Source organism: Exiguobacterium sp. 8A (assembly GCF_902506275.1).
Taxonomy (GTDB): domain Bacteria; phylum Bacillota; class Bacilli; order Exiguobacteriales; family Exiguobacteriaceae; genus Exiguobacterium; species Exiguobacterium profundum.
Genome location: NZ_LR733630.1, coordinates 2,639,557 through 2,658,759 on the forward strand (window position 1 = coordinate 2,639,557; position 19,203 = coordinate 2,658,759).

A 19,203-nucleotide genomic window follows, 5' to 3' on the forward strand; every position below is an offset into this window, starting at 1 on the left:
AAAACAAGCGAAAGGGGTCTTACACGTGGAACATAAAGATGGGCAAGAACCGAATTTAAAAGGAACGTTCACATCGGTCATGATCGTGGCGGGTGTCATCATCGCCATGTGGTCATCAGTCTTTTACTTATTCGTCACTCGATAAGAATTCAGGGAGGAGGGTCTCATCATGCATATTCATAAACTAGAAAAATATTGGCTTACATTCGGCATCATTCTACTCGCAGTCTTCCTGACTGTTCTCGGGGTATCCGCATTCGCGGCAGGTAATCAACCCGCATCGGATGCAGACTTGATTGACCCGGCAAAAGTAAATCAGACGGCTCCGTTCGACAAACCAGGACTTCATCAAATTGGTGAAAATGAATACGAGCTCGTCATGATCGCACAAGCGTTTACGTTCACACCAGGGAATGTTGAAATTCCAAAAGGGGCAAAAGTGACGTTCCTCGTGACATCACCTGACGTCGTCCACGGATTTCAGTTGACGGGTACGCCGGTCAACATGATGATCGTCCCGGGACATATCAACTCGTTGACGTACACATTCGAGGAAGCTGGCGAATTTTTAATCTTGTGTAACGAATATTGCGGTACAGGGCATCACATGATGTCGACTAAAATCAAGGTGGTGGAATAAATGAATGACGTATCATCTAAACTGAAGCAATGGGAGATGGAACGCGGCGTACCGGTTCCGAGTATCGGAGCAAAAGAGGCACGTCTTGCCTATGGACATGTTCTCGTATCCGTTCTCGCCATCTTGATTGGGGCGCTAGCTGGATTGACTCAGACATTGATTCGGACGGGTGTCATTCCTGAAATCTTTGGATACTATCAACTTCTGACTGCGCACGGGATCATGCTTGGAATCGTCTTTACGACGATGTTCATTATCGGTCTTTTATATGCCTTATTGGCGAAGTCGTTCGGTCGCTTTGAATCGTTCCCGACACGTGTCGCTTGGCTCGGTTTTTGGACGATGATCATCGGTGCTGTCATGGTAACCGTCATGATTTTGGCCAATAAAGGGACGGTCTTATATACGTTTTATGCGCCGCTCATGGCAGATCCGCTCTTCTATGTCGGACTCGTGTTATTCGTAGTCGGGACATGGTTGTCGTCTTTCGCGATGTTCCGCATGTATGCGGATTACAAGCGTGACAACCCTGGTATCCATCCACCACTTCCGGCGTATATGAGTATCATGACGATGCTTCTTTGGGACATTGCGACACTTGGTGTTGCAGCAACGATTTTATTCCAACTCCTTCCGCTCTCGTTAGGATGGACGGATACAGTCGGAATCGAGTTATCTCGTACATTGTTCTGGTACTTCGGTCACCCGCTCGTTTATTTCTGGCTCATGCCGGCATACATCGTGTGGTATACGGTCGTACCGAAAGTGATTGGTGGGAAGATCTTCTCGGATGCGTTGGCGCGGATGGCGTTCTTGCTGTTCTTACTCTTCTCATTCCCGGTCGGTTTCCACCATCAGTTGACAGAGCCAGGGATTGAACCGTTCTGGAAATTCGTTCAAGTCATCTTGACGTTCTTAGTCGTCATCCCATCATTTATGACAGCATTCTCGCTCTTTGCGACGTTTGAACTTCGAGGTCGTGCCCTTGGCGCGAAAGGACTGTTCGGATGGGTGAAGAAAATGCCATATGGCGATGTTCGCTTCCTTGCTCCTTTCGTTGGGATGTTGTTCTTCATCCCGGCTGGCGCAGGTGGAATCATCAACGCTTCGCACCAATTGAATGCAATGGTCCACAATACGTTATGGGTCACAGGACACTTCCACATCACAGTAGGTACTGCCGTCGCCTTAACCTTCTTCGGAACAGCGTACTGGCTAGTCCCAGTCCTACGTGGTCGCACGTTGACGAAGGCGATGAACAAGCTTGGATTGATTCAAGCAGGAACATGGGCATTCGGTATGGCGATCATGTCCTATGCAATGCATATCTCAGGATTGAACGGGAACCCACGTCGTACGGGTCCGGCAACTTATTTCTCAGATGCATTGACGCGTGAATGGATCCCATATCATGTCATGATGGCAATCGGGGGAACAATTTTGTTCATCTCTGTTCTCATCTTCGTCTACTCGATGTTCAACTTGTCATTCCTCGCTCCAAAAGGCGAAGAAGAATTCCCGCTCGCTGAGACAGAAGAGGCGGCGATGGATACACCGCGTTACTTCGAGAATTGGAAGCTATGGATTACCGTGACATTTGTCTTGATCGCATTTGCATACACCGTTCCAATCTGGCACTTGATTGAGAGTGCGCCTCCAGGAGCGCGTGGTTGGGTACTCTGGTAAACTGAAGTCAGCTCATTCGTGAGCTGACTTCTTTTGTGTGAGGAGGAACGATATGAACATATTAGACGTCATCCGTGCGGCTCGTTCGATGCACTCAGAGAATCGACCGTTTGTGGTAGCGATTGATGGACTGAGCGGAGCGGGCAAGACAACGCTCGTCTCACATTTGAGCAATGAGCCGAGTGTTTACGTTCTTCACATCGATGACTATATCGTTGAACGGGACAGACGCTATCAGACCGGACAGCCTGAACCGGTGGAGTATTACGCATTTCAATGGGATGTCTCGCGCTTAGAACGTGAACTGTTTCGTCCATTGAGGAATGGGATGACGGAATTGACGTTACCTCGTTACGTGTATGAACGAGATGTCATCGCAGAAGAGATCGTGGACGTATCATTCGCGCATACGGTTGTCGTAGAAGGGATTTTTCTACAACGTCCTGAATGGCGTTCTTATTTCGACTATGTGATTTATCTCGACTGTCCCCGAAAAGTTCGGTACGAGCGAGTTTTGAACCGGGATACATACCTCGGTGATCCGACAACACGGCTTGAGAAATACAAGCGCCGGTACTGGCCAGGAGAAAATTTGTATCTTCGGGACGTCGACCCGAAAAGAGGGGCAGATAGCGTGCTCTGACTGAACGTTTTAACATCTGACGCACGTGTCAGATGTTTTTTGTTTGGAGAAAATTTGAAAAAATGATTGACGTCTTAGTGTATTACGCTAATAATACAGTTAGGAAGTGTATTAACCATGTCATACACTTAGAAAGGTGATGAACATGCAATTCAATACGAGGACACCAGTTTATCTACAAGTCGTCGACTACTTCAAGAAGAAGATGGCACTCGGTAAACTGAAAGCCGGGGATGAAATGCCATCCCGGCGAGAACTAGCGAACGATTTAAAAATTAATCCGAACACCGTTCAAAAAGCGTTCAAAGAAATGGAGGACCAACAATTGATTACGACCGAACGAAATCGACCGAGTCGTGTAACGACAGATGGTACGATATTGGCACAAATCCGCTCTGAGATTGTAGATGACGCGGTCGCAGTATTTGTGGAAGCGATTCAAGAACTCGACGTCTCGGTAGACGAGCTGGTCGATAAGATTAAACGACAGTACAAGGAGGGGACGTACGATGATCGAAGTGTTGGGAGTTAAAAAGCGCTATCGCCGGAAACAAGTCATTGAAGACGTTTCGTTCACAGCGAATAAAGGGGAAATCACGTGCCTGATCGGGCTGAACGGGACGGGGAAATCAACGTTATTGAAAGGCATCATGGGATTGACACCTTTCGATAAAGGTTCGGTATTGATTGATGGAAAACCAATTGATTTGAATCGTGTCGCCTTTGTCGCTGACCATGCGATGTTCCCAATTCATTTCACGATTGAGCAATGTGAAGCGTTTATGAAAGATTTCTATCCGACATTTGATTCGGCATTATTTGCTCGTCTCGTCGAAGATTTTAAATTATTCCCGGAAGATAAGTTGAGCGAGTTATCGAAAGGGACGCTCGCCAAAGCGAATCTTGCGCTCGGCATTGCCCAAGACCCGGATTATCTATTGCTCGATGAGCCGTTCTCAGGAATCGATGTCTTTTCGAAAGAACAGATTGTTGAACTGTTCTCAAGTGAAATCATGGAGAACCGGGGCATCCTCATTACGACACATGAAATAGAAGATATCGAGTACTTGATCGACAAGGCAGTCATGTTGAATAACGGACGCATCGTTCGTGAGTTTGACGTCGAGGATGTCCGTTTCATTCACGGGAAGTCGATCGTCGATGTGATGAGAGAGGAGTACGGGGCATGAATCTATTGAAACTATTGAGTTGGGAAGTTGAACGTGTCACGAAACCGTTCTTGACATTAGTCGCAGGTCTTATCGTTATACAGTTTGGATATCTCGGTTACTTTTTATGGGACGAAACAAATTTTTATGAACAGTTGCGACGTGAAGGAAATGCGGACTATCAACTATCATTTTTAAATTACTTAAATGGCACTCCTTATCTTTTATCACTCGGAATTGCCGTTGCTGCCGTGTTGCTGTACAGCGTATGGATCTGGTATCGCGATTTTCAAGGACGAGGGACGTTCATGATGCGACTGCTCACGATGCCACAAAAGCGGATGACCTTGTTCTTCGCTAAACTCGCTACCATTTTAATGATGACGTTAGGGTTATTTGCCATCGAATGGATTGCCCTCAAATTACAGTACATAGCGTTCACGAGTTGGTTTGATGGAAAGATGATACCGATGGGAGGCTCATTCGAGCAAGCTATTTCCTACCATGGGATGTTAATGGTTATGTATCCTTCTTCGCTCATCAACTTTGTCATTCATCAATTGATAATCACGATTGCTGTGCTCTTCATCTTCACATTCGTGTTGATTGAACGAAGTTTCTGGCAACGGACGATGTGGTCACCGGTACTTAGCTTGTCGATTCTAGTTGTCATCTTGACCATTCCAATTTTAGGATACGCGTTCCTGTCGAATCGACTAATTTATGATGAGACGATCGTGTACGTCGGTATGGTATTGGTCGTATGGGCAAGTGTGACGATTTGGCTAGGTCGAAGATTTTTACAGACGAAACTGAATGTGTGAGGTGAGAAAATGAAACGAATGTGGAATGTGGCCGCGCTCGGTGCGGTCATCGTGATTGGGCTTGGGACGTTTGCCGTTGATGCGACGGAACCGAAAGCAGAATGGGCGTTAGACATCAGTTCGAATCCATCAGTGTGGGAAGACGCAGTGGTAGAGATTGGTTATAGCACAGAGGATGATGTTGAACAGCGGTTTGAAGTGACGACGGATGAGAGTCACATCACGTCAAACTTGAACTATATAGCTGAGGGATTGCGATATCGGGAACGTTTGAATGGAGATGCGCGTTCCATTCATAGAATCATGAATGGATGGACGTATGCCCAATCGATTCGAACAGAAGACGGATATATCGGGGTCGGTCAGGATGGGATGAAAGAGCTCATCGTATTTACACAAGAAGATGAAGAAAAGTTATCGACATTTTCATTCGATGCCAGTGATTCAAAAATATACGACATCGTGAACGGGGTGTGGGCAGGCGCATTTCTGAATGATGGCCAGTTAAACTTAATCTATCGAGATGGATATGACGAAAACGTAAAAACAATGATCGCCACGTTTAATGAAGCGATGAATGAGGTGACCGTCAAAGAATTGAGAATGGATATAGGATTTATCACCCATGTCATCAATACGAATCGTTTTTATGCTACCGATGTATCCTCTCAAGTGACAGAAACTCGTTTCATTTCTGTCGGTGTCAGCTCGTACGAAGTGATCCGAGAAGGGGAAGAGGAAATCAATGTTGAGGATCCGAATCCAGGACTCTTCGCTTACGATACAAAAACGGGGAAAGTTGTTCAATTGGCTGAAGGTCAGGAATTTTGGGATTATACAGTGTCAGGTCACAACCTGTTCGCCTTAAATGAGGACGGCGAAGAAGTCGTTATCGACTTGAACACCTGGAAAAAAACGACCCGGGAAGTTCTTGATTCAGTGGATCACGCCTTCTATGAAAATGGTCGCCTTTACCAAACGCGCCAAGCGAAAGACGGTGTTGTCATCGATGTATACGAGGATGGGAAACAAATCTCGAGTGCGGCAATCACGCCTGAAAATGAAGAAGCGCGTGATATACTCAAACAGATTGACGTAGATGTCAGATAAAAATATGAAAAGATGGGGTCCATCCAAAACATAGGTCAGCATCATTATGAATGATGATTGCTACGATAACGTTATAACGATGAAAATGACTCATCTACTGCCTAAGCGGACATAGTTGTCCGTTTTTTTGTTTTGTACAACTCTAAATATAGACATATGTCTTGCCCCTTAGAACATCTTTTTCGGGCTTACATTCCAAATTTCAGTATGTTAATTTGCGAGTGAATGGGAGGTTATATAAATGAAAAATTCGACTAAAGAGTGGATTTATATCCTGCTCCTCGCAGCCATTACTGTTATACACTTTTTTGTGGATGGCTTGTCTGAGAATAGTAAAGCGGTTATAACCATTGTAATTTTTCTAATCGCTGTAGTGCTTAAGTTTGTAGTAAAAACGAAGGAGGATTAACTTGTCTATAAAATCGAAAGTCATATCAGTTATGATGGTGATGATACTTGTTTTGTCTACCTCATTTATACCAGGAGATTCAGCTAGCGCTGCTGAAGATTTGAATGAACAGGACTTACAGTTAATTGAGATCCTAACTGCAATCGAGAATATGCCGGATGAAGTGATTATGCAGGGCGAGGAAGCCATAAAAATATACCTTGAGAATGAAGTAAGTTTCACACTTGATTTGGATGAAAGACAAGATTTAGCGGGTGTTCGAAAAGCTAGTATAGGTTCAATTGCAGGTTGTGTAGGAGCCGTTGGAACTGCAATTGTCATCAATTTTACTCCAGCGAAAATCCTCAAAATCAAATCTGCCTTGAAATCTGTCGGTGGTGCTACGAAGTTTGTTAAAGCAATCAAACCATACTATCAGATGTCACGAGAAGATAAATTAAGTAAGACAGCGTCACTCAAACAAGCTGTTCGACTCGCGGCTAAAGATGCAGGACCAGATGCGCGCGAAGCCTTGCTAGACCTCTTCGGTGTTTCATCTGTGATTGGATCATGTTCAGCAGCCTTTGGAAAATAAAAAAACTCCGATGGATTTCGGAGTTTCATAAAACTTGAGCGGGTCTTGGTATACCCGCTCTTTTTAGTAGCGTTGGAATACTGAACTTGTGAAGATCAACATGGTGAGGGGATGATTGCATGCTGATCCTGCTTTTTTTACTTAGTCGGTTTCGGTATGATGACGCCTTCTTCTAAATCAAGCAACAAGTCGATCAGTTCCGCGCAGAACTCCGGGAACTGCTCCAAAAAGGCACCGGGACCGACTTCATCCGTAAAGTCGATATACAGATCGGCAACATTCCCAGACATCTTCGCAGGTAAGGCGAGAAACGCAGAACCGAAACGCCAACTGCCTCGGATATCGAGTAGCTTCCCGAGAACGAGGTCGCCGGTCTCACGTTCTTCTGGTAACTGAACGGCGTATGTCTCTTTTGATTCCCAGTCTTTCAACTGACCGTCTTCTGTGACTTCAAAGATGCTACAACGCGGGACGGCTAGTCCACGGAGTGCGTGATAGAGGGCAGGGGACATGTCGCTCTTATGGTCGGCCAAGTAGCGACCATGGGGTGTCATCCCATCCTCATCCGTCTCAAAGAAGACGGCCCAATCGATGAAGAGGTCACGGAAGAGTTCGGCATCTTTTAAGTGCCATGTCCCTTCCGATGCAATCTCTTGAATATAGTTCGTCCACTGTGTGCTTCGCGCAAGAGCCGCTTGCTCATACAACTTTTTCAGTTCGGCAAGCAATTCGGACTCTTCGACGAGCAAAGGGAAGGGAATTACTTTCCGGTCTTTTTTCATCGGCGCGGTCCTCGCTTGTTCGCAGGACGTTTGACGACAGGAGGCTTCTCCTCAATCCGTTTCTCAATCACGTCACCGCGATAGATTTCGAGCTCTTTCAACTCGACACCGAGTTGACGCGCGAACGATTTCAAGTGCGGCAGGTCATCCGTCGTCACGAGTGAAAGGACAGTCCCTCCCGCGTTACCACGAGCGGTACGGCCAGAACGGTGGATGAAGTCATCAATTGACTCCGGTAAGTCGAAATGGACGACGTGTGTCACATCTTCAATATCGAGACCGCGTGCAGCAAGACCAGTCGTGATAAGGAGCGGGTATTCGCCTTTACGGAATTCGCGGAGCGTCTCGACGCGTTCGCGCTTCCCTTTCAAGCTGTCGAGCATCCGGTAGTTCACTTTCAACTTTTCAAGTTCTCCGCGAAGCGGTGGCAAGAACGAGCGGTTGTTGATGAAGGCGAGTGCCTTCACATCGTCGACGTGTGAAAGACGACGAAGAAGTTCCGGTTTATACCGGCGCGTCGTTAACAGATAGCCGTATGTCACTTGATTGCTTACGGCACGTTCGATTTTGATATGAGCCGGTTCGTTCATGAATGGTGACGCCCACTCTTGGAGTGAGTCGGTGAGTGTTGCCGAGACGAGTGCAAGCTGACGCTCGTGCGCGGTATGCTTGATGATTCGTTCTGCGGCCTCTGTCAAACCGCTGTCGATGATTTGGTCGGCTTCATCCAAAATGACGGTATGTGTTTCGTGGAGCTTCAGTTTTTTCTTGTCGATCAACTCGACGAGACGACCTGGTGTCCCAACGATCAAATGTGGCTTCTTCTTGATTCGGTCGATTTGACGTTTCAATTCGACGCCACCGATGAACGAACCGATGCGGACGTCGCCTTTTTCGGTGAAACGTTGTGCGACTTGTTGAATCTGCATGACAAGTTCACGGGTCGGGGCGACCACAACGACTTGGATGCGGTCGTTCGATGGGTCGATCTTTTCAATGGCTGGAAGAAGGTAGGCGAGTGTCTTACCCGTTCCGGTTGGTGCCTCGATTGTCACATCTTTTCCATCTAATAGTAGAGGAAACGCTTCTTTTTGGACCGGCATCGGCTCATTGAAGCCCATCCGTTCCCACGTTTCGTTAATAAAAGGTTTTGTAAAATTCATATTCGGTCTCCTTATCTTTAGGCAAAAACAAAGGAAGCGACAGCGCTCCCTCGTCAAATATAGCGAACATGCTCCTGACCATCTTCCATTGAAGAACGTAACGTCTGTGTGTACGTCTGACCGTCTTCGATGAGTTGGATGTGGGCGTCTGCACCTTCTGCTGTCAATTCAACTTTCTCAATCGTGAATCCTTGATAAACGCGATACTGTAACTCGGCCGCCATGTTCTCGAACGGTTTCAGTTCCGGATGTGTCGTAATGACATGGATTGGACGCGACAAAAGTGCAGCGAGTAGCTGGTCGCGATAATCGATAAAGTCTTCGTTCTCGATGTCATCGTCGAAGCGGAGCCAAAACCCTCCGTCTTCAAATTCTGTGATAAATCCATCACGCTTTTCACCAGCCTCATCGACCTTTAATGAGATGCGATCGCCGACTTGAAAGGCGTGATTTGCTGTTAATGGTTCATACGTCATGAGTAGAACCCCTTCCTCTTATGCAATGTTCTGCCTTCATTGTGTCTGATACGACACAAAAATTCAAGTTCTAACCGAGTGATGTGAGATTAATCACCTTAAAAACTGTATAGTTCGTCACAGAACAATCAAATTAGTACAGATGATGGGTAAACGTTATCCAATTGGGGGCTCATCTGTTTCAACTCATATAATTTGTCGGATATAACAGTTTGTAAAACGCTTTCAAAAACGGCTATTTCATCACGTTCATAAGATTGTTACAAGTTTCACAAGAATGTAAAACATATTGTTCATGTTTTCACGTACACTCACAGTATAGATAACACGCAGTTACTTTCGAGAATGAGGAGTGAATCAACATGGCAACCGAAATCAAATCCGCATGGTCAGGTTTTGTCCCTGGTCAGTGGACGAATGAAGTAAACGTCAGTGAGTTTATCCGTTTGAACCGTCATGAGTACACAGGAGACGATGCGTTTTTAGCAGGTCCAACCGAAGCGACAAACGTTCTTTGGAATCGTGTGATGGACCTAACAAAAGAAGAGCGTGAACGTGGAGGCGTCTGGGACGTCGATCAACACACACCATCGACCATCGTATCGCATGGACCAGGTTACTTAAACAAAGAGTTAGAGAAAGTCGTTGGCGTTCAGACGGATGAACCGTTTAAACGTTCGATTCACCCGAATGGCGGCATTCGTATGGTCGATGCGGCACTCGAATCATATGGTTTCGAGCCAGACGAAGAAATCACTAAAATTTACTCAGAAATTCGTAAAACACATAACCAAGGTGTCTTCGATGCCTATACACCAGAAATGCGGGCCGCTCGTAAATCAGGGATCATCACTGGGCTTCCCGATGCATACGGTCGCGGACGCATCATCGGTGACTATCGTCGCGTCGCTCTCTATGGAATCGATTTCTTGATGGCAGAACGCAAAAAAGACTTGGCAAAACGTGGCGGGTTCTTATCTGAATCGGACATCCGCGATCGGGAAGAACTGAATGAACAACTTCGTGCCCTCCAAGAACTTAAACAACTCGGAGCTGCATATGGATTTGACCTCGGTCGTCCTGCGGAAAATACGCAAGAAGCATATCAATGGGTATACTTGGCGTATCTTGCTGCCATCAAAGAACAAAACGGTGCCGCAATGTCACTCGGTCGCGTCTCGACCTTCCTTGATGTGTACGCTGAACGTGACCTTGAAACGGGTCGCTTAACAGAATCAGACGTCCAAGAAATCGTTGACCATTTCATCATGAAACTTCGAATCGTCAAATTCTTACGGACACCGGACTACAATGAATTATTCTCAGGTGACCCGACTTGGGTGACAGAATCAATCGGTGGGATGAGTCAAGACGGTCGCTCGAACGTCACGAAGAGTTCATTCCGGTTCTTGCATTCACTCACGAACCTCGGACCAGCTCCAGAACCAAACTTGACGGTCCTTTGGTCGACGAAACTTCCAGAAGGATTCAAACAATACTGTGCGAAAATGTCGATTGAAACTTCGGCTATTCAATATGAGAACGATGACTTGATGATGCCACAATTCGGTGATGACTACGGCATCGCATGTTGTGTGTCACCGATGAAGATCGGGAAACAAATGCAGTTCTTCGGTGCGCGTGCCAACATGGCGAAGGCTCTCCTTTATAGCATGAACGGCGGTCGTGACGAGAAGAGCGGTGCTCAAATCGCTCCAGTTTGGGAAATGAACACAGAAGACGTGCTTACGTACGAAAAAGTATATGCCGACTTTGACCGGACGCTCGACTGGTTGGCAGAGCTATACGTGAATACGCTCAACGTCATTCACTTCATGCACGACAAATATGCGTATGAACGAATCGAAATGGCGCTTCACGATCCTGAAATCTTACGGACGATGGCTTGTGGGATCGCAGGTCTCTCGGTAACGGCGGATAGTCTTTCAGCAATCAAATACGCAAACGTCAAACCGATCCGTAATGAAGAAGGAATCATCGTCGACTTCGAAACAGAAGGGGACTTCCCGAAATTCGGAAACAATGATGACCGTGTCGATGCAATCGCCGTCGAACTCGTCGAATCATTCATGGAGAAAGTACGGAAACATAAAACATATCGTGACGCACTTCATACGCAATCGGTCCTCACGATCACATCGAACGTCGTCTACGGTAAGAAAACAGGAAATACGCCAGACGGTCGTCGTGCGGGTGAACCATTCGCTCCAGGTGCCAACCCAATGCATGGACGGGATACAAAAGGTGCGGCTGCATCGCTCTCATCTGTTGCGAAACTTCCATTTGAACACGCACAAGACGGAATCTCTTACACGTTCTCAATCGTACCGAAAGCACTCGGAAAAGAAGAAATCGCACGCGAACTCAACTTGGCGGCGCTTCTCGATGGGTACATGAGCGGAGAGCACAAAGGACATCACTTGAACGTTAACGTCTTCAACCGCGAGACGCTTCTCGACGCAATGGAACATCCAGAAGAATATCCACAACTCACAATCCGCGTATCAGGATATGCGGTCAACTTCATCAAGTTGACACGTGAGCAACAGATCGACGTCATCAACCGTACGTTCCACGGTTCGTTGTAAATAAAGGCTTAGCGGCCTTCTACGGAGGGCCGCTCATTCGTTAGGAGGTCATTTCGATGACAATGGGATATGTACATTCGGTCGAATCATTTGGAACAGTTGACGGCCCTGGTATTCGCTTTATCGTCTTTTTACAAGGTTGTGCGTTACGTTGCCTCTATTGCCATAATGCAGATACGTGGGATTTCAAAAAGAATAATCACCGCTCGGCTGAAGACGTCATTCAAGAGGCGCTCAGCTACCGTCCGTTCATGGACGCATCGAAAGGCGGCATCACGATTTCTGGTGGCGACCCACTCGCGCAACCTGAATTTTTAGAGGCGCTGCTGCGTGAAGCGAAAAAGCATGGGCTTCATACGACACTTGATACGTCTGGTGCGCTCCGACCTCCTAATTTGGATGCGATTTTAGATCACACCGATCTTGTCTTGCTCGATATCAAGCATATCGACGACGACATGTGTAAAAAGCTAACGGGACGTAGCAATGCCAACACGCTCGCGCTTGCCGAACACCTTTCCGAGCGCGGAACGAAAATGTGGATTCGCCACGTCCTTGTACCTGGATGGACGCTCGAAGAAGGTGCGCTTCGTCGCACGGCCGCGTTCATTCAAAAGCTAGACCATGTCGAGAAAGTCGAGATTTTGCCTTATCATGAGATGGGCGTCTACAAATGGGAGGCGCTCGGACTCGATTATCCGCTTAAAGGCACGAAGCCCCCGACATCCGATGAAGTCGAATGGGCAGAAGGGATTTTGCAGGGAACCGTATAAAAAAGCAAGCGCAGGCCGATGTGGTCTGCGCTTGCTTTACGTTACACTCGCTTTTTCTTCTTTTCTAGGACGCGGGCATGTTCTGCCTGTTTTTTCTCCATATAGAGAAGCTCTCGCTCAAGTTTGACGTAGCTAGCATAGCGTTTCGCATCTAGCGTACCGCTCGTGAGTGCCTCTTGGACGGCACAGCCCGGTTCTTTCTGATGTGAGCAGTCGCGGAAGCGGCATGTCTCGGCAAGTGCTTCGATATCGCGAAACGTCTCATCGAGGTGCTCGCTTCCTTCCCATAGTCCGAATTCTCGCATCCCTGGTGTATCGATGACGTATAAGTCGTCGATTCGGAACAGTTCGCGGTGTGTCGTCGTATGTTTTCCGCGCTCGTCCTGCGCCCGGACGGCTTGTGTGACGGCAAGTGTCTCGTGGGCGAGGGCGTTCGTCAGCGTAGATTTTCCGACGCCGGACGAACCGACGAAGGCGATTGTGCTCTCACTCGGCAATGCGTGACGAAGTTCAGCCACACCTTTTCCCGTTACAGCACTGACGGGGAATACTTGAATTCCAGGTGCGTTCACTTGAATGTCTTCGAGCAATGTGTCGACGGAGTCGACTTGATCGGTCTTTGTCAAGACGATGATTGGGATTGCCCCGGTGTCCCAAGCGGCTAGCGTATAGCGTTCTAGGCGACGAATGTTGAAGTCGTGTCCACACGCCATCGTAATCAAGACGTAGTCGACGTTCGCGCAGATCAGTTGTTCACGTGTCTCGTTGCCGGCGGCCGCTCGTGAAAGAACGGTCCGACGCTCAAGGAGATGGTGAATCGTACCTTGACCATGCTCGCGAACTTGAATCGTGACATAATCGCCGATGACTGGGTAATCCCGTTCGCTCGTCGCGGCATGTCGAAATTTTCCGGAAACCCCGCACATATAGGCGTTTTCTCCGATTGATACCGTATAAAGATGTTGGAACTGTGCCGTGACACGTCCCGTTTCAGTTTGTTGATTCAAAAAGAATCCTCCTTTTAGTGATGGAGGACGACAGCCCTCCGATTTGCTGACATTTGGTTACGTGCATGCATCATGTTGCTCATAAAACATCATCCTTTCGTTGTTCGATAGCATTAGTGTACCACAGTTATTGGAAACGGTACCATCTCAGTCTAAAGACCGAGGTGAAACAAGCCTTCCGCTCGTCGACCTATGTCAAATAACGTATTATGATAAGAGTGTACTTAACAAGGAGGGATGACAGATGAATCACCAAGTGAAAAAGGTGTTGTTCATCGTGGCCGCGATCGCTCTAGTGCTCGTGTTGATCGGTTCTTTACCGAATATGATTTTATTCGGATTAGGAGCGCTCTTGACGCTTTGGGCTGGAGTCCGTTTTCAGGCTGTGACACACATCGGTGCTAAAGTTGGTTTCGGGATCCTTGCTGTCATTGGGATTGGGACGATGCTCTCAAACATTTGGGCGCTCGTCGGAATCATTGTCGCGTGGTTGTTGTTTAAAGGGTATATGATGTATACAAGTGAAAAACGCGACCCGGATGTCGAGATTTTAAATGCAGACGGAACGCGTGCCGGCCGGAGCAGCTTCCAGCAGTTTGATCAAGTGTGGCAAAAATTTGTTAATCGTCGTTGAGATTTCATAAGGAGGATTCACCATGAAGACACCGTTTGATCAGTTTCGTGAATTAGCGAATGAATTGACGAAAGAAATTTCGAAAGAAGTGAAGAAGTATCAGGATAAAGAGATGCCACGTTCAAGTGGAGAAGCGGAATTGAACCGTCATATCCGTGGAGCGGAGAAGGAAGCGTTGTCGGTTGAACGACTCGTGGAACGTCAACGTACATTGCTTGCAGAACTTGCTGAAAAACGTGATGATGCCAAGAAGATGGCAGATAAACGATATGAGCAAACAGAACTGGCGAAACAAGCCGGGGAAGAAAAGTTGGCAGAACGTGCGGCACTCGAATCCAAACATTACGGGGAACAGTACCGTTACTTTGAAGGATTGATTGACGAAGGTGAGCGCGAGTTAGATACATTAGAGCGTCGTGCGCTCGAGATGAAACTCAAACTCGATGAGATGCAAAATAAACGTTATGAGTTTGCAATGCGCGAAAACCTAGACTTGTTAAAAGGGGCACTCGACCAAATCTTTGGTCAAAATACGTCTCAGTCGCATCCATTCACTGAGGAAGAAAAGAAAGAACAACCTGCCGAAGAGAAGCAAGACACGCAGGAAGATGAAGATGATTTTGAAGCAAAATTGAAAGAACTGGAGCGTCGCTTTAAACAAGAGTGAGGCGATGGTTCGGCGATGACCTGAACAAGGTCATCGCTTTCTTTGCTTCATACATATGAACAGAAAGGGGGAATGGACATGGAACGTTGGAACACACGTCAAATCATTGGATTTATGATTATCTTATTTTCAGTCGGACTTTTCATCGATATCGTGACGGGTGGGAATAGCGTCTTATTCAGCATGATCCTCCCGCTGCTTCTCCTCTACATCGGTCGACGGTTCAGTCGTCGGGGGAAGCAGTCTGCTAGCTATATTTTTTACGCAATTGGGGGAATCCTCTTGATTGGCTTGATTTTCTCATCTGCGGCATTCGGATTCGTGCTCTCCGGACTCCTCCTGTTATTCGGCTATCGACTCTATAAGAATCGACCGGTCGAATCGAAAATCCGGACACCCCTTCGTCAAGAACAAGCCTTCTCATTTGGGATGAAGGAATCGGGGCACTATGTGTTACGTGATACGAATGAGTTCTTTTTACTACGGGACGTTGAGATGGATTTGTCACAAGCCATCATTCCGGAAGGAGAGACGTTCTTACTCCTCAATGGACTTGCGGGAGACATTCGAATTCTCATTCCTGCGGGGTATGACTATTCGATTGACGCATCGATCGGGTTCGGTAAAGTGCAGGTCGATGACTCGAACTATTCGCCGGTGTTCAATCGTCGCTTCTATACAGCGTCTGATGATTATGTCCAGGCTACACGAAAAGTCCGGATTCATATCGTGCTCATGAGCGGAAGTGTCGAGGTGATGACGGTATGAAAAAAGATTCTTATCCACGAACGGTCGTCTGGCATCAACTGTTTAGTAGCTTGTTGACGGCTTTCTTGATTACTGTAGCGTTTCTCATAGGTGACTCGACTTCATTGAGCGATTTATTTTCGCGTGAAGAAGGGTTGCCTTTCGGTGTGTCCATTCTAGTGATTGCCGTCTTGATCGGAAGTATCTTTGGCGTCGGTTCGTATTTTTATTTGCGCCGAGACTTTCGGGAAGTCGCCAATGCCCTTTGGAAACTGGAGAACCAAAAAGACATCACCTTCCGCCCGATGTCCCCATACCGAGATACACTCGAACGAATCGTCCGCGTATCGAAACAGCGCCAAGAGATGGTCGAGATGGCGAAGCGAGTCGGTGAGCGTCCGGTCAGTGTGGAAGAGGCGCGGAGTGAGGCCGTCGTCGAAGAAAGACGTCGCGTCGCACGAGAACTTCATGATTCGGTGAGTCAACAGCTCTATGCCATCTCGATGATGACGACAGCGGTCAAACAGACGATGCAGACGAAACCAGAACTCGCGAGTAAACAAATGGAACAAGTCGAGCTCATGGCGCAGACCGCACAGGCAGAGATGCGTTCGTTGCTGTTACAACTTCGGCCGGTCGAACTAGAAGGCATGACACTAAAGACGGGAATCGAACGCTTGTTAGAAGAACTGTCTCGTAAACAATCGACCGAGCTCGTCTGGCGTTTAGAGGAAGTGAAGCTCTCCCGGCACACTGAAAATGAACTGTTTCGGATTGTTCAGGAAGCGATTAGTAACACGTTACGACACGCCAAAGCGACTCGTTTAGAAATCGAGATGCGAACCGTGCAACAGACGGTCATCTTAAAGATTAACGATGACGGAATCGGATTTAATGTGGACGATACACAAGTCGCCTCATATGGATTACAATCGATAAGAGAGCGTACGGCAGAAGTCGGTGGAACGTTGCGATTGGTCAGTGTGCCGAATGTCGGGACACAAATTGAAGTACGTGTGAAACAACAAGTGGAGGGGTAATGATGATTCGAGTTGTATTAATTGATGATCATGAAATGGTTCGGGCGGGCGTATCTGCCTTTTTATCGACACAACCGGACATCGAAGTCGTCGGCGAAGCATCGGACGGAGCAACGGGAGCCGAGCTTGCGATTGCGGAGAAGCCGGACGTTGTCCTTATGGACTTGGTGATGGAGCCCGTTGACGGAGTCGAATCGACGAAACGAATTAAAGCAAGTTGGAAAGAAGCGAAGATTTTGGTCGTGACGAGTTTCTTGGATGATGAGAAAGTGTATCCCGTCATCGAAGCCGGTGCGATGAGCTATGTCCTCAAGACAGCGAATGCAAATGAAATCGCAGATGCGATTCGTCAAACCGCTGCCGGCAATCCGGTCATGGCCGCCCAGGTAACAGGAAAGATGCTCGAACGACTGCGTCATCCGGAAATGACACTTCATGAGAGTCTCACTGCCCGTGAACGAGAAATCTTGCAACTGATGGCGGAAGGCAAGTCGAATCAAGTGATTGCGGACGAATTGTTCATCTCACTCAAAACAGTGAAGACACACGTGTCGAACATCTTGACGAAGCTTGACGTCTATGACCGGACCCAGGCAGTCGTCTATGCGTTCCAACATAACTTGGTCAGTAAAGGATGAACCGTCTCCCTGTGATTGAAACGGAGCGCCTCCGACTGCGACCTCTCCAAATGGAGGACGGTCCGCACGTATTCGCCATCTTTTCAGATGAACACGTGCTACGCCACTACGGAATGGAGCCACATCGGACGTTAGAAGAAACGGAACAGATGCTGACGCATATGCTCGCACAAATCGAAACAGGTGCGATCATCCGTTTTGCCATCGAGCATCGCGAATCAAAAGCGTTAATCGGGACAATCGGGTTTCACAATCGGGCACCGTCGCATCGGCGTGCCGAGATCGGTTATGAACTCAAACCGGAGTATTGGCGTTCGGGTTATGCGACCGAAGCCCTTCACGCGGCGCTTCAGTTTGCCGTGACGTGTGAAATTGAACGGGTCGGTGCCATCGTCTATGTCGAGAATCTTGCATCCCAACGCATGTTGGAGAAGAATGGATTCTTTCAAGAAGGTCGACTACATAACTATATGCGTCAGCGTGGACAATCTCATGATGTGTATGTCTATAGCTATATGACCCATCAGTCAGTCTGAGCACACCGTTTCTACGGTGTGCTTTTTTCGTTTGTAAGAGAAATAAAATGGGAACCAACTAGAAGTGAGTCAATCAAAGGAGGATGATGAGATGAAAGCAGCATATATCGAACAGTATGGCGGGTCGGATGAGTTCAAAGTAGGGAAACTTGAACAACCGGCAATCGGTGCAGATGACGTATTAATTGAAGTTCATGCCGCAAGCGTCAATCCGGTCGATTGGAAGCTCCGTGAAGGATACTTGAAAGAAATGCTCCATTACGAGATGCCGCTCGTTATCGGGTGGGATGTATCGGGTGTCATCAAAGAAGTTGGGGCGAATGTGACCGAATTGAAGGTTGGAGATGAAGTGTTTAGCCGACCAGAAATCGCGCGCCAAGGCACATATGCCGAGTACGTCGCAGTCGATTCCCATCTTGTCGTCAAAAAACCAGCTTCGCTTAGTTTTGAGGAGGCCGCTTCACTGCCGCTCGTCGCGCATACGGCATGGCAAGTCATGTTCGAAGTGATGGATGCCAAACCGGGTGATCGAATCTTCATCGGAGCCGGTTCAGGTGGTGTCGGAACGGTAGCCATCCAGCTCGCGAAAGCACACGGTTTGTATGTCGTCACATCGACAAGCACGCCGAACGTAGATTGGGTCAAAAAACTTGGAGCCGACGAGGTCATCGACTATAAACAACAAGACCCGGCAGATACTGTCCGCGATATTGATTTCGTATTCGATACGATGGGGGGCGACGGGCAGAGCAAACTCTACCAAATGCTTAAAGAGAATGGGATGCTCGTCTCCATCTCCACACCACCAAATGAAGAGGAAGCCAAACAGGCGAAGGTCCGTGCCGAGTACGTCTTCATGCAACCAACGGGGGAGCGTTTGAAAAAAATTGCGGAAGCTGTTGAAAAAGGCGAACTGAAACCTGTGATTGACCGGGTCTTTGATTTAGAAGATACGAAAATTGCTCATGACTATGGAGAAGAAGGGCATGCCAAAGGCAAAATCATCATCAAAGTGAAATAATCAAAAGAGATGGATTTCCGGAACAAATATCGGAAATCCATCTCTTGTTCATTTC

The 19,203-nt window shown here is 47.5% G+C and carries 22 protein-coding genes; 18 read left to right on the forward strand and 4 right to left on the reverse strand.

Features of this window, described 5'->3' with window-relative positions:
• Positions 1–25 precede the first annotated feature (25 nt).
• From GVY42_RS13845 to GVY42_RS13885, 9 genes are all read left to right on the forward strand, one after another.
• Positions 26–145, forward strand: a complete 120-nt coding sequence (locus GVY42_RS13845; protein ID WP_224863290.1) for a cytochrome c oxidase subunit 2A — start codon at positions 26–28, stop codon at positions 143–145.
• Between the two features lie 24 nt (positions 146–169).
• A complete protein-coding gene (locus tag GVY42_RS13850; protein WP_015880821.1) occupies positions 170–640 on the forward strand; it encodes a cytochrome c oxidase subunit II in 471 nt (156 codons plus the stop codon).
• Positions 641–2,326 carry a b(o/a)3-type cytochrome-c oxidase subunit 1 gene (locus GVY42_RS13855; RefSeq protein WP_074037747.1) on the forward strand — a complete coding sequence of 562 codons (1,686 nt, stop codon included), beginning with the start codon at positions 641–643 and terminating at the stop codon, positions 2,324–2,326.
• 52 nt (positions 2,327–2,378) lie between these two features.
• Positions 2,379–2,969 carry a kinase gene (locus tag GVY42_RS13860; RefSeq protein ID WP_159563555.1) on the forward strand — a complete coding sequence of 197 codons (591 nt, stop codon included), beginning with the start codon at positions 2,379–2,381 and terminating at the stop codon, positions 2,967–2,969.
• Positions 2,970–3,108: 139 nt separating this feature from the next.
• Positions 3,109–3,501 (forward strand): GntR family transcriptional regulator, encoded by a 393-nt coding sequence (locus GVY42_RS13865; RefSeq protein WP_201302258.1) that lies wholly within the window; start codon positions 3,109–3,111, stop codon positions 3,499–3,501.
• Entirely contained in the window at positions 3,479–4,159 is a 681-nt protein-coding gene (locus tag GVY42_RS13870) for an ABC transporter ATP-binding protein (protein ID WP_159563557.1), read from the forward strand. Before GVY42_RS13865 ends, GVY42_RS13870 begins: the two co-directional genes overlap by 23 nt.
• On the forward strand, positions 4,156–4,962 hold the full coding sequence (locus tag GVY42_RS13875) for a hypothetical protein (protein WP_159563558.1): 807 nt from the start codon (positions 4,156–4,158) through the stop codon (positions 4,960–4,962). The genes GVY42_RS13870 and GVY42_RS13875 overlap by 4 nt, the downstream gene beginning before the upstream one ends.
• Before the next feature lie 9 nt (positions 4,963–4,971).
• Complete coding sequence (locus GVY42_RS13880; protein WP_159563559.1) at positions 4,972–6,072, forward strand: hypothetical protein; 1,101 nt, start codon at positions 4,972–4,974, stop codon at positions 6,070–6,072.
• A 410-nt stretch (positions 6,073–6,482) separates the two neighbouring features.
• Positions 6,483–7,055: a hypothetical protein gene (locus GVY42_RS13885; RefSeq protein ID WP_084543114.1), complete on the forward strand. Its 573-nt coding sequence runs from the start codon at positions 6,483–6,485 to the stop codon at positions 7,053–7,055.
• 137 nt (positions 7,056–7,192) lie between these two features.
• On the opposite strand, the gene GVY42_RS13890 is transcribed toward GVY42_RS13885, so the two are convergent.
• Genes GVY42_RS13890 through GVY42_RS13900 form a run of 3 tightly spaced genes read right to left on the reverse strand, consistent with a single transcriptional unit; the run spans position 7,193 to position 9,476 of the window.
• Positions 7,193–7,837: a hypothetical protein gene (locus tag GVY42_RS13890; protein ID WP_159563560.1), complete on the reverse strand. Its 645-nt coding sequence runs from the start codon at positions 7,835–7,837 to the stop codon at positions 7,193–7,195.
• Positions 7,834–9,000 (reverse strand): DEAD/DEAH box helicase, encoded by a 1,167-nt coding sequence (locus GVY42_RS13895; RefSeq protein WP_159563561.1) that lies wholly within the window; start codon positions 8,998–9,000, stop codon positions 7,834–7,836. Before GVY42_RS13895 ends, GVY42_RS13890 begins: the two co-directional genes overlap by 4 nt.
• Before the next feature lie 53 nt (positions 9,001–9,053).
• Positions 9,054–9,476 carry a hypothetical protein gene (locus tag GVY42_RS13900; protein WP_159563562.1) on the reverse strand — a complete coding sequence of 141 codons (423 nt, stop codon included), beginning with the start codon at positions 9,474–9,476 and terminating at the stop codon, positions 9,054–9,056.
• A 362-nt stretch (positions 9,477–9,838) separates the two neighbouring features.
• On the opposite strand from GVY42_RS13900, the gene pflB reads away from it, so the two are divergent.
• Both pflB and pflA read left to right on the forward strand, forming a co-directional pair.
• The gene (gene pflB, locus GVY42_RS13905; protein WP_159563563.1) at positions 9,839–12,085 is read left to right on the forward strand and encodes a formate C-acetyltransferase; all 2,247 of its coding nucleotides are present in this window, start codon (positions 9,839–9,841) and stop codon (positions 12,083–12,085) included.
• Positions 12,086–12,141: 56 nt separating this feature from the next.
• Positions 12,142–12,858, forward strand: a complete 717-nt coding sequence (gene pflA, locus GVY42_RS13910) for a pyruvate formate-lyase-activating protein (protein WP_074037738.1) — start codon at positions 12,142–12,144, stop codon at positions 12,856–12,858.
• A 41-nt stretch (positions 12,859–12,899) separates the two neighbouring features.
• On the opposite strand, the gene rsgA is transcribed toward pflA, so the two are convergent.
• Positions 12,900–13,865 (reverse strand): ribosome small subunit-dependent GTPase A, encoded by a 966-nt coding sequence (rsgA, locus tag GVY42_RS13915; protein WP_074037737.1) that lies wholly within the window; start codon positions 13,863–13,865, stop codon positions 12,900–12,902.
• A gap of 244 nt (positions 13,866–14,109) precedes the next feature.
• Here rsgA and GVY42_RS13920 point away from each other — a divergent pair, with 244 nt between their 5' ends.
• The 7 genes from GVY42_RS13920 to GVY42_RS13950 all read left to right on the forward strand — a co-directional run bounded on the left by GVY42_RS13920 (position 14,110) and on the right by GVY42_RS13950 (position 19,148).
• On the forward strand, positions 14,110–14,499 hold the full coding sequence (locus tag GVY42_RS13920; RefSeq protein ID WP_031421063.1) for a hypothetical protein: 390 nt from the start codon (positions 14,110–14,112) through the stop codon (positions 14,497–14,499).
• A gap of 22 nt (positions 14,500–14,521) precedes the next feature.
• Positions 14,522–15,166, forward strand: a complete 645-nt coding sequence (locus GVY42_RS13925) for a PspA/IM30 family protein (protein WP_074037735.1) — start codon at positions 14,522–14,524, stop codon at positions 15,164–15,166.
• Between the two features lie 78 nt (positions 15,167–15,244).
• Positions 15,245–15,934, forward strand: a complete 690-nt coding sequence (gene liaF / locus GVY42_RS13930) for a cell wall-active antibiotics response protein LiaF (protein ID WP_015880836.1) — start codon at positions 15,245–15,247, stop codon at positions 15,932–15,934.
• Positions 15,931–16,953 (forward strand): sensor histidine kinase, encoded by a 1,023-nt coding sequence (locus GVY42_RS13935; RefSeq protein ID WP_074037734.1) that lies wholly within the window; start codon positions 15,931–15,933, stop codon positions 16,951–16,953. The genes liaF and GVY42_RS13935 overlap by 4 nt, the downstream gene beginning before the upstream one ends.
• Before the next feature lie 2 nt (positions 16,954–16,955).
• Positions 16,956–17,591: a response regulator transcription factor gene (locus tag GVY42_RS13940; protein ID WP_015880838.1), complete on the forward strand. Its 636-nt coding sequence runs from the start codon at positions 16,956–16,958 to the stop codon at positions 17,589–17,591.
• Positions 17,592–17,602: 11 nt separating this feature from the next.
• Entirely contained in the window at positions 17,603–18,127 is a 525-nt protein-coding gene (locus tag GVY42_RS13945; protein ID WP_236548972.1) for a GNAT family N-acetyltransferase, read from the forward strand.
• 91 nt (positions 18,128–18,218) lie between these two features.
• Positions 18,219–19,148, forward strand: a complete 930-nt coding sequence (locus GVY42_RS13950; protein WP_159563564.1) for an NADP-dependent oxidoreductase — start codon at positions 18,219–18,221, stop codon at positions 19,146–19,148.
• The last annotated feature ends 55 nt before the right edge of the window (positions 19,149–19,203 follow it).

What these genes read in the sequence shown, in the direction of transcription:
- GVY42_RS13850 (WP_015880821.1), top strand. Translation starts at nt 170, where the DNA reads ATGCATATTCATAAACTAGAAAAATATTGGCTTACATTCGGCATCATT.
- GVY42_RS13900 (WP_159563562.1), bottom strand. Translation starts at nt 9,476, where the DNA reads ATGACGTATGAACCATTAACAGCAAATCACGCCTTTCAAGTCGGCGAT.
- GVY42_RS13935 (WP_074037734.1), top strand. Translation starts at nt 15,931, where the DNA reads ATGAAAAAAGATTCTTATCCACGAACGGTCGTCTGGCATCAACTGTTT.
- GVY42_RS13855 (WP_074037747.1), top strand. Translation starts at nt 641, where the DNA reads ATGAATGACGTATCATCTAAACTGAAGCAATGGGAGATGGAACGCGGC.
- GVY42_RS13860 (WP_159563555.1), top strand. Translation starts at nt 2,379, where the DNA reads ATGAACATATTAGACGTCATCCGTGCGGCTCGTTCGATGCACTCAGAG.
- GVY42_RS13870 (WP_159563557.1), top strand. Translation starts at nt 3,479, where the DNA reads ATGATCGAAGTGTTGGGAGTTAAAAAGCGCTATCGCCGGAAACAAGTC.
- liaF (WP_015880836.1), top strand. Translation starts at nt 15,245, where the DNA reads ATGGAACGTTGGAACACACGTCAAATCATTGGATTTATGATTATCTTA.
- GVY42_RS13940 (WP_015880838.1), top strand. Translation starts at nt 16,956, where the DNA reads ATGATTCGAGTTGTATTAATTGATGATCATGAAATGGTTCGGGCGGGC.
- GVY42_RS13890 (WP_159563560.1), bottom strand. Translation starts at nt 7,837, where the DNA reads ATGAAAAAAGACCGGAAAGTAATTCCCTTCCCTTTGCTCGTCGAAGAG.
- GVY42_RS13880 (WP_159563559.1), top strand. Translation starts at nt 4,972, where the DNA reads ATGAAACGAATGTGGAATGTGGCCGCGCTCGGTGCGGTCATCGTGATT.
- GVY42_RS13920 (WP_031421063.1), top strand. Translation starts at nt 14,110, where the DNA reads ATGAATCACCAAGTGAAAAAGGTGTTGTTCATCGTGGCCGCGATCGCT.
- pflB (WP_159563563.1), top strand. Translation starts at nt 9,839, where the DNA reads ATGGCAACCGAAATCAAATCCGCATGGTCAGGTTTTGTCCCTGGTCAG.
- pflA (WP_074037738.1), top strand. Translation starts at nt 12,142, where the DNA reads ATGACAATGGGATATGTACATTCGGTCGAATCATTTGGAACAGTTGAC.
- GVY42_RS13865 (WP_201302258.1), top strand. Translation starts at nt 3,109, where the DNA reads ATGAACATGCAATTCAATACGAGGACACCAGTTTATCTACAAGTCGTC.
- GVY42_RS13895 (WP_159563561.1), bottom strand. Translation starts at nt 9,000, where the DNA reads ATGAATTTTACAAAACCTTTTATTAACGAAACGTGGGAACGGATGGGC.
- GVY42_RS13950 (WP_159563564.1), top strand. Translation starts at nt 18,219, where the DNA reads ATGAAAGCAGCATATATCGAACAGTATGGCGGGTCGGATGAGTTCAAA.
- GVY42_RS13875 (WP_159563558.1), top strand. Translation starts at nt 4,156, where the DNA reads ATGAATCTATTGAAACTATTGAGTTGGGAAGTTGAACGTGTCACGAAA.
- GVY42_RS13925 (WP_074037735.1), top strand. Translation starts at nt 14,522, where the DNA reads ATGAAGACACCGTTTGATCAGTTTCGTGAATTAGCGAATGAATTGACG.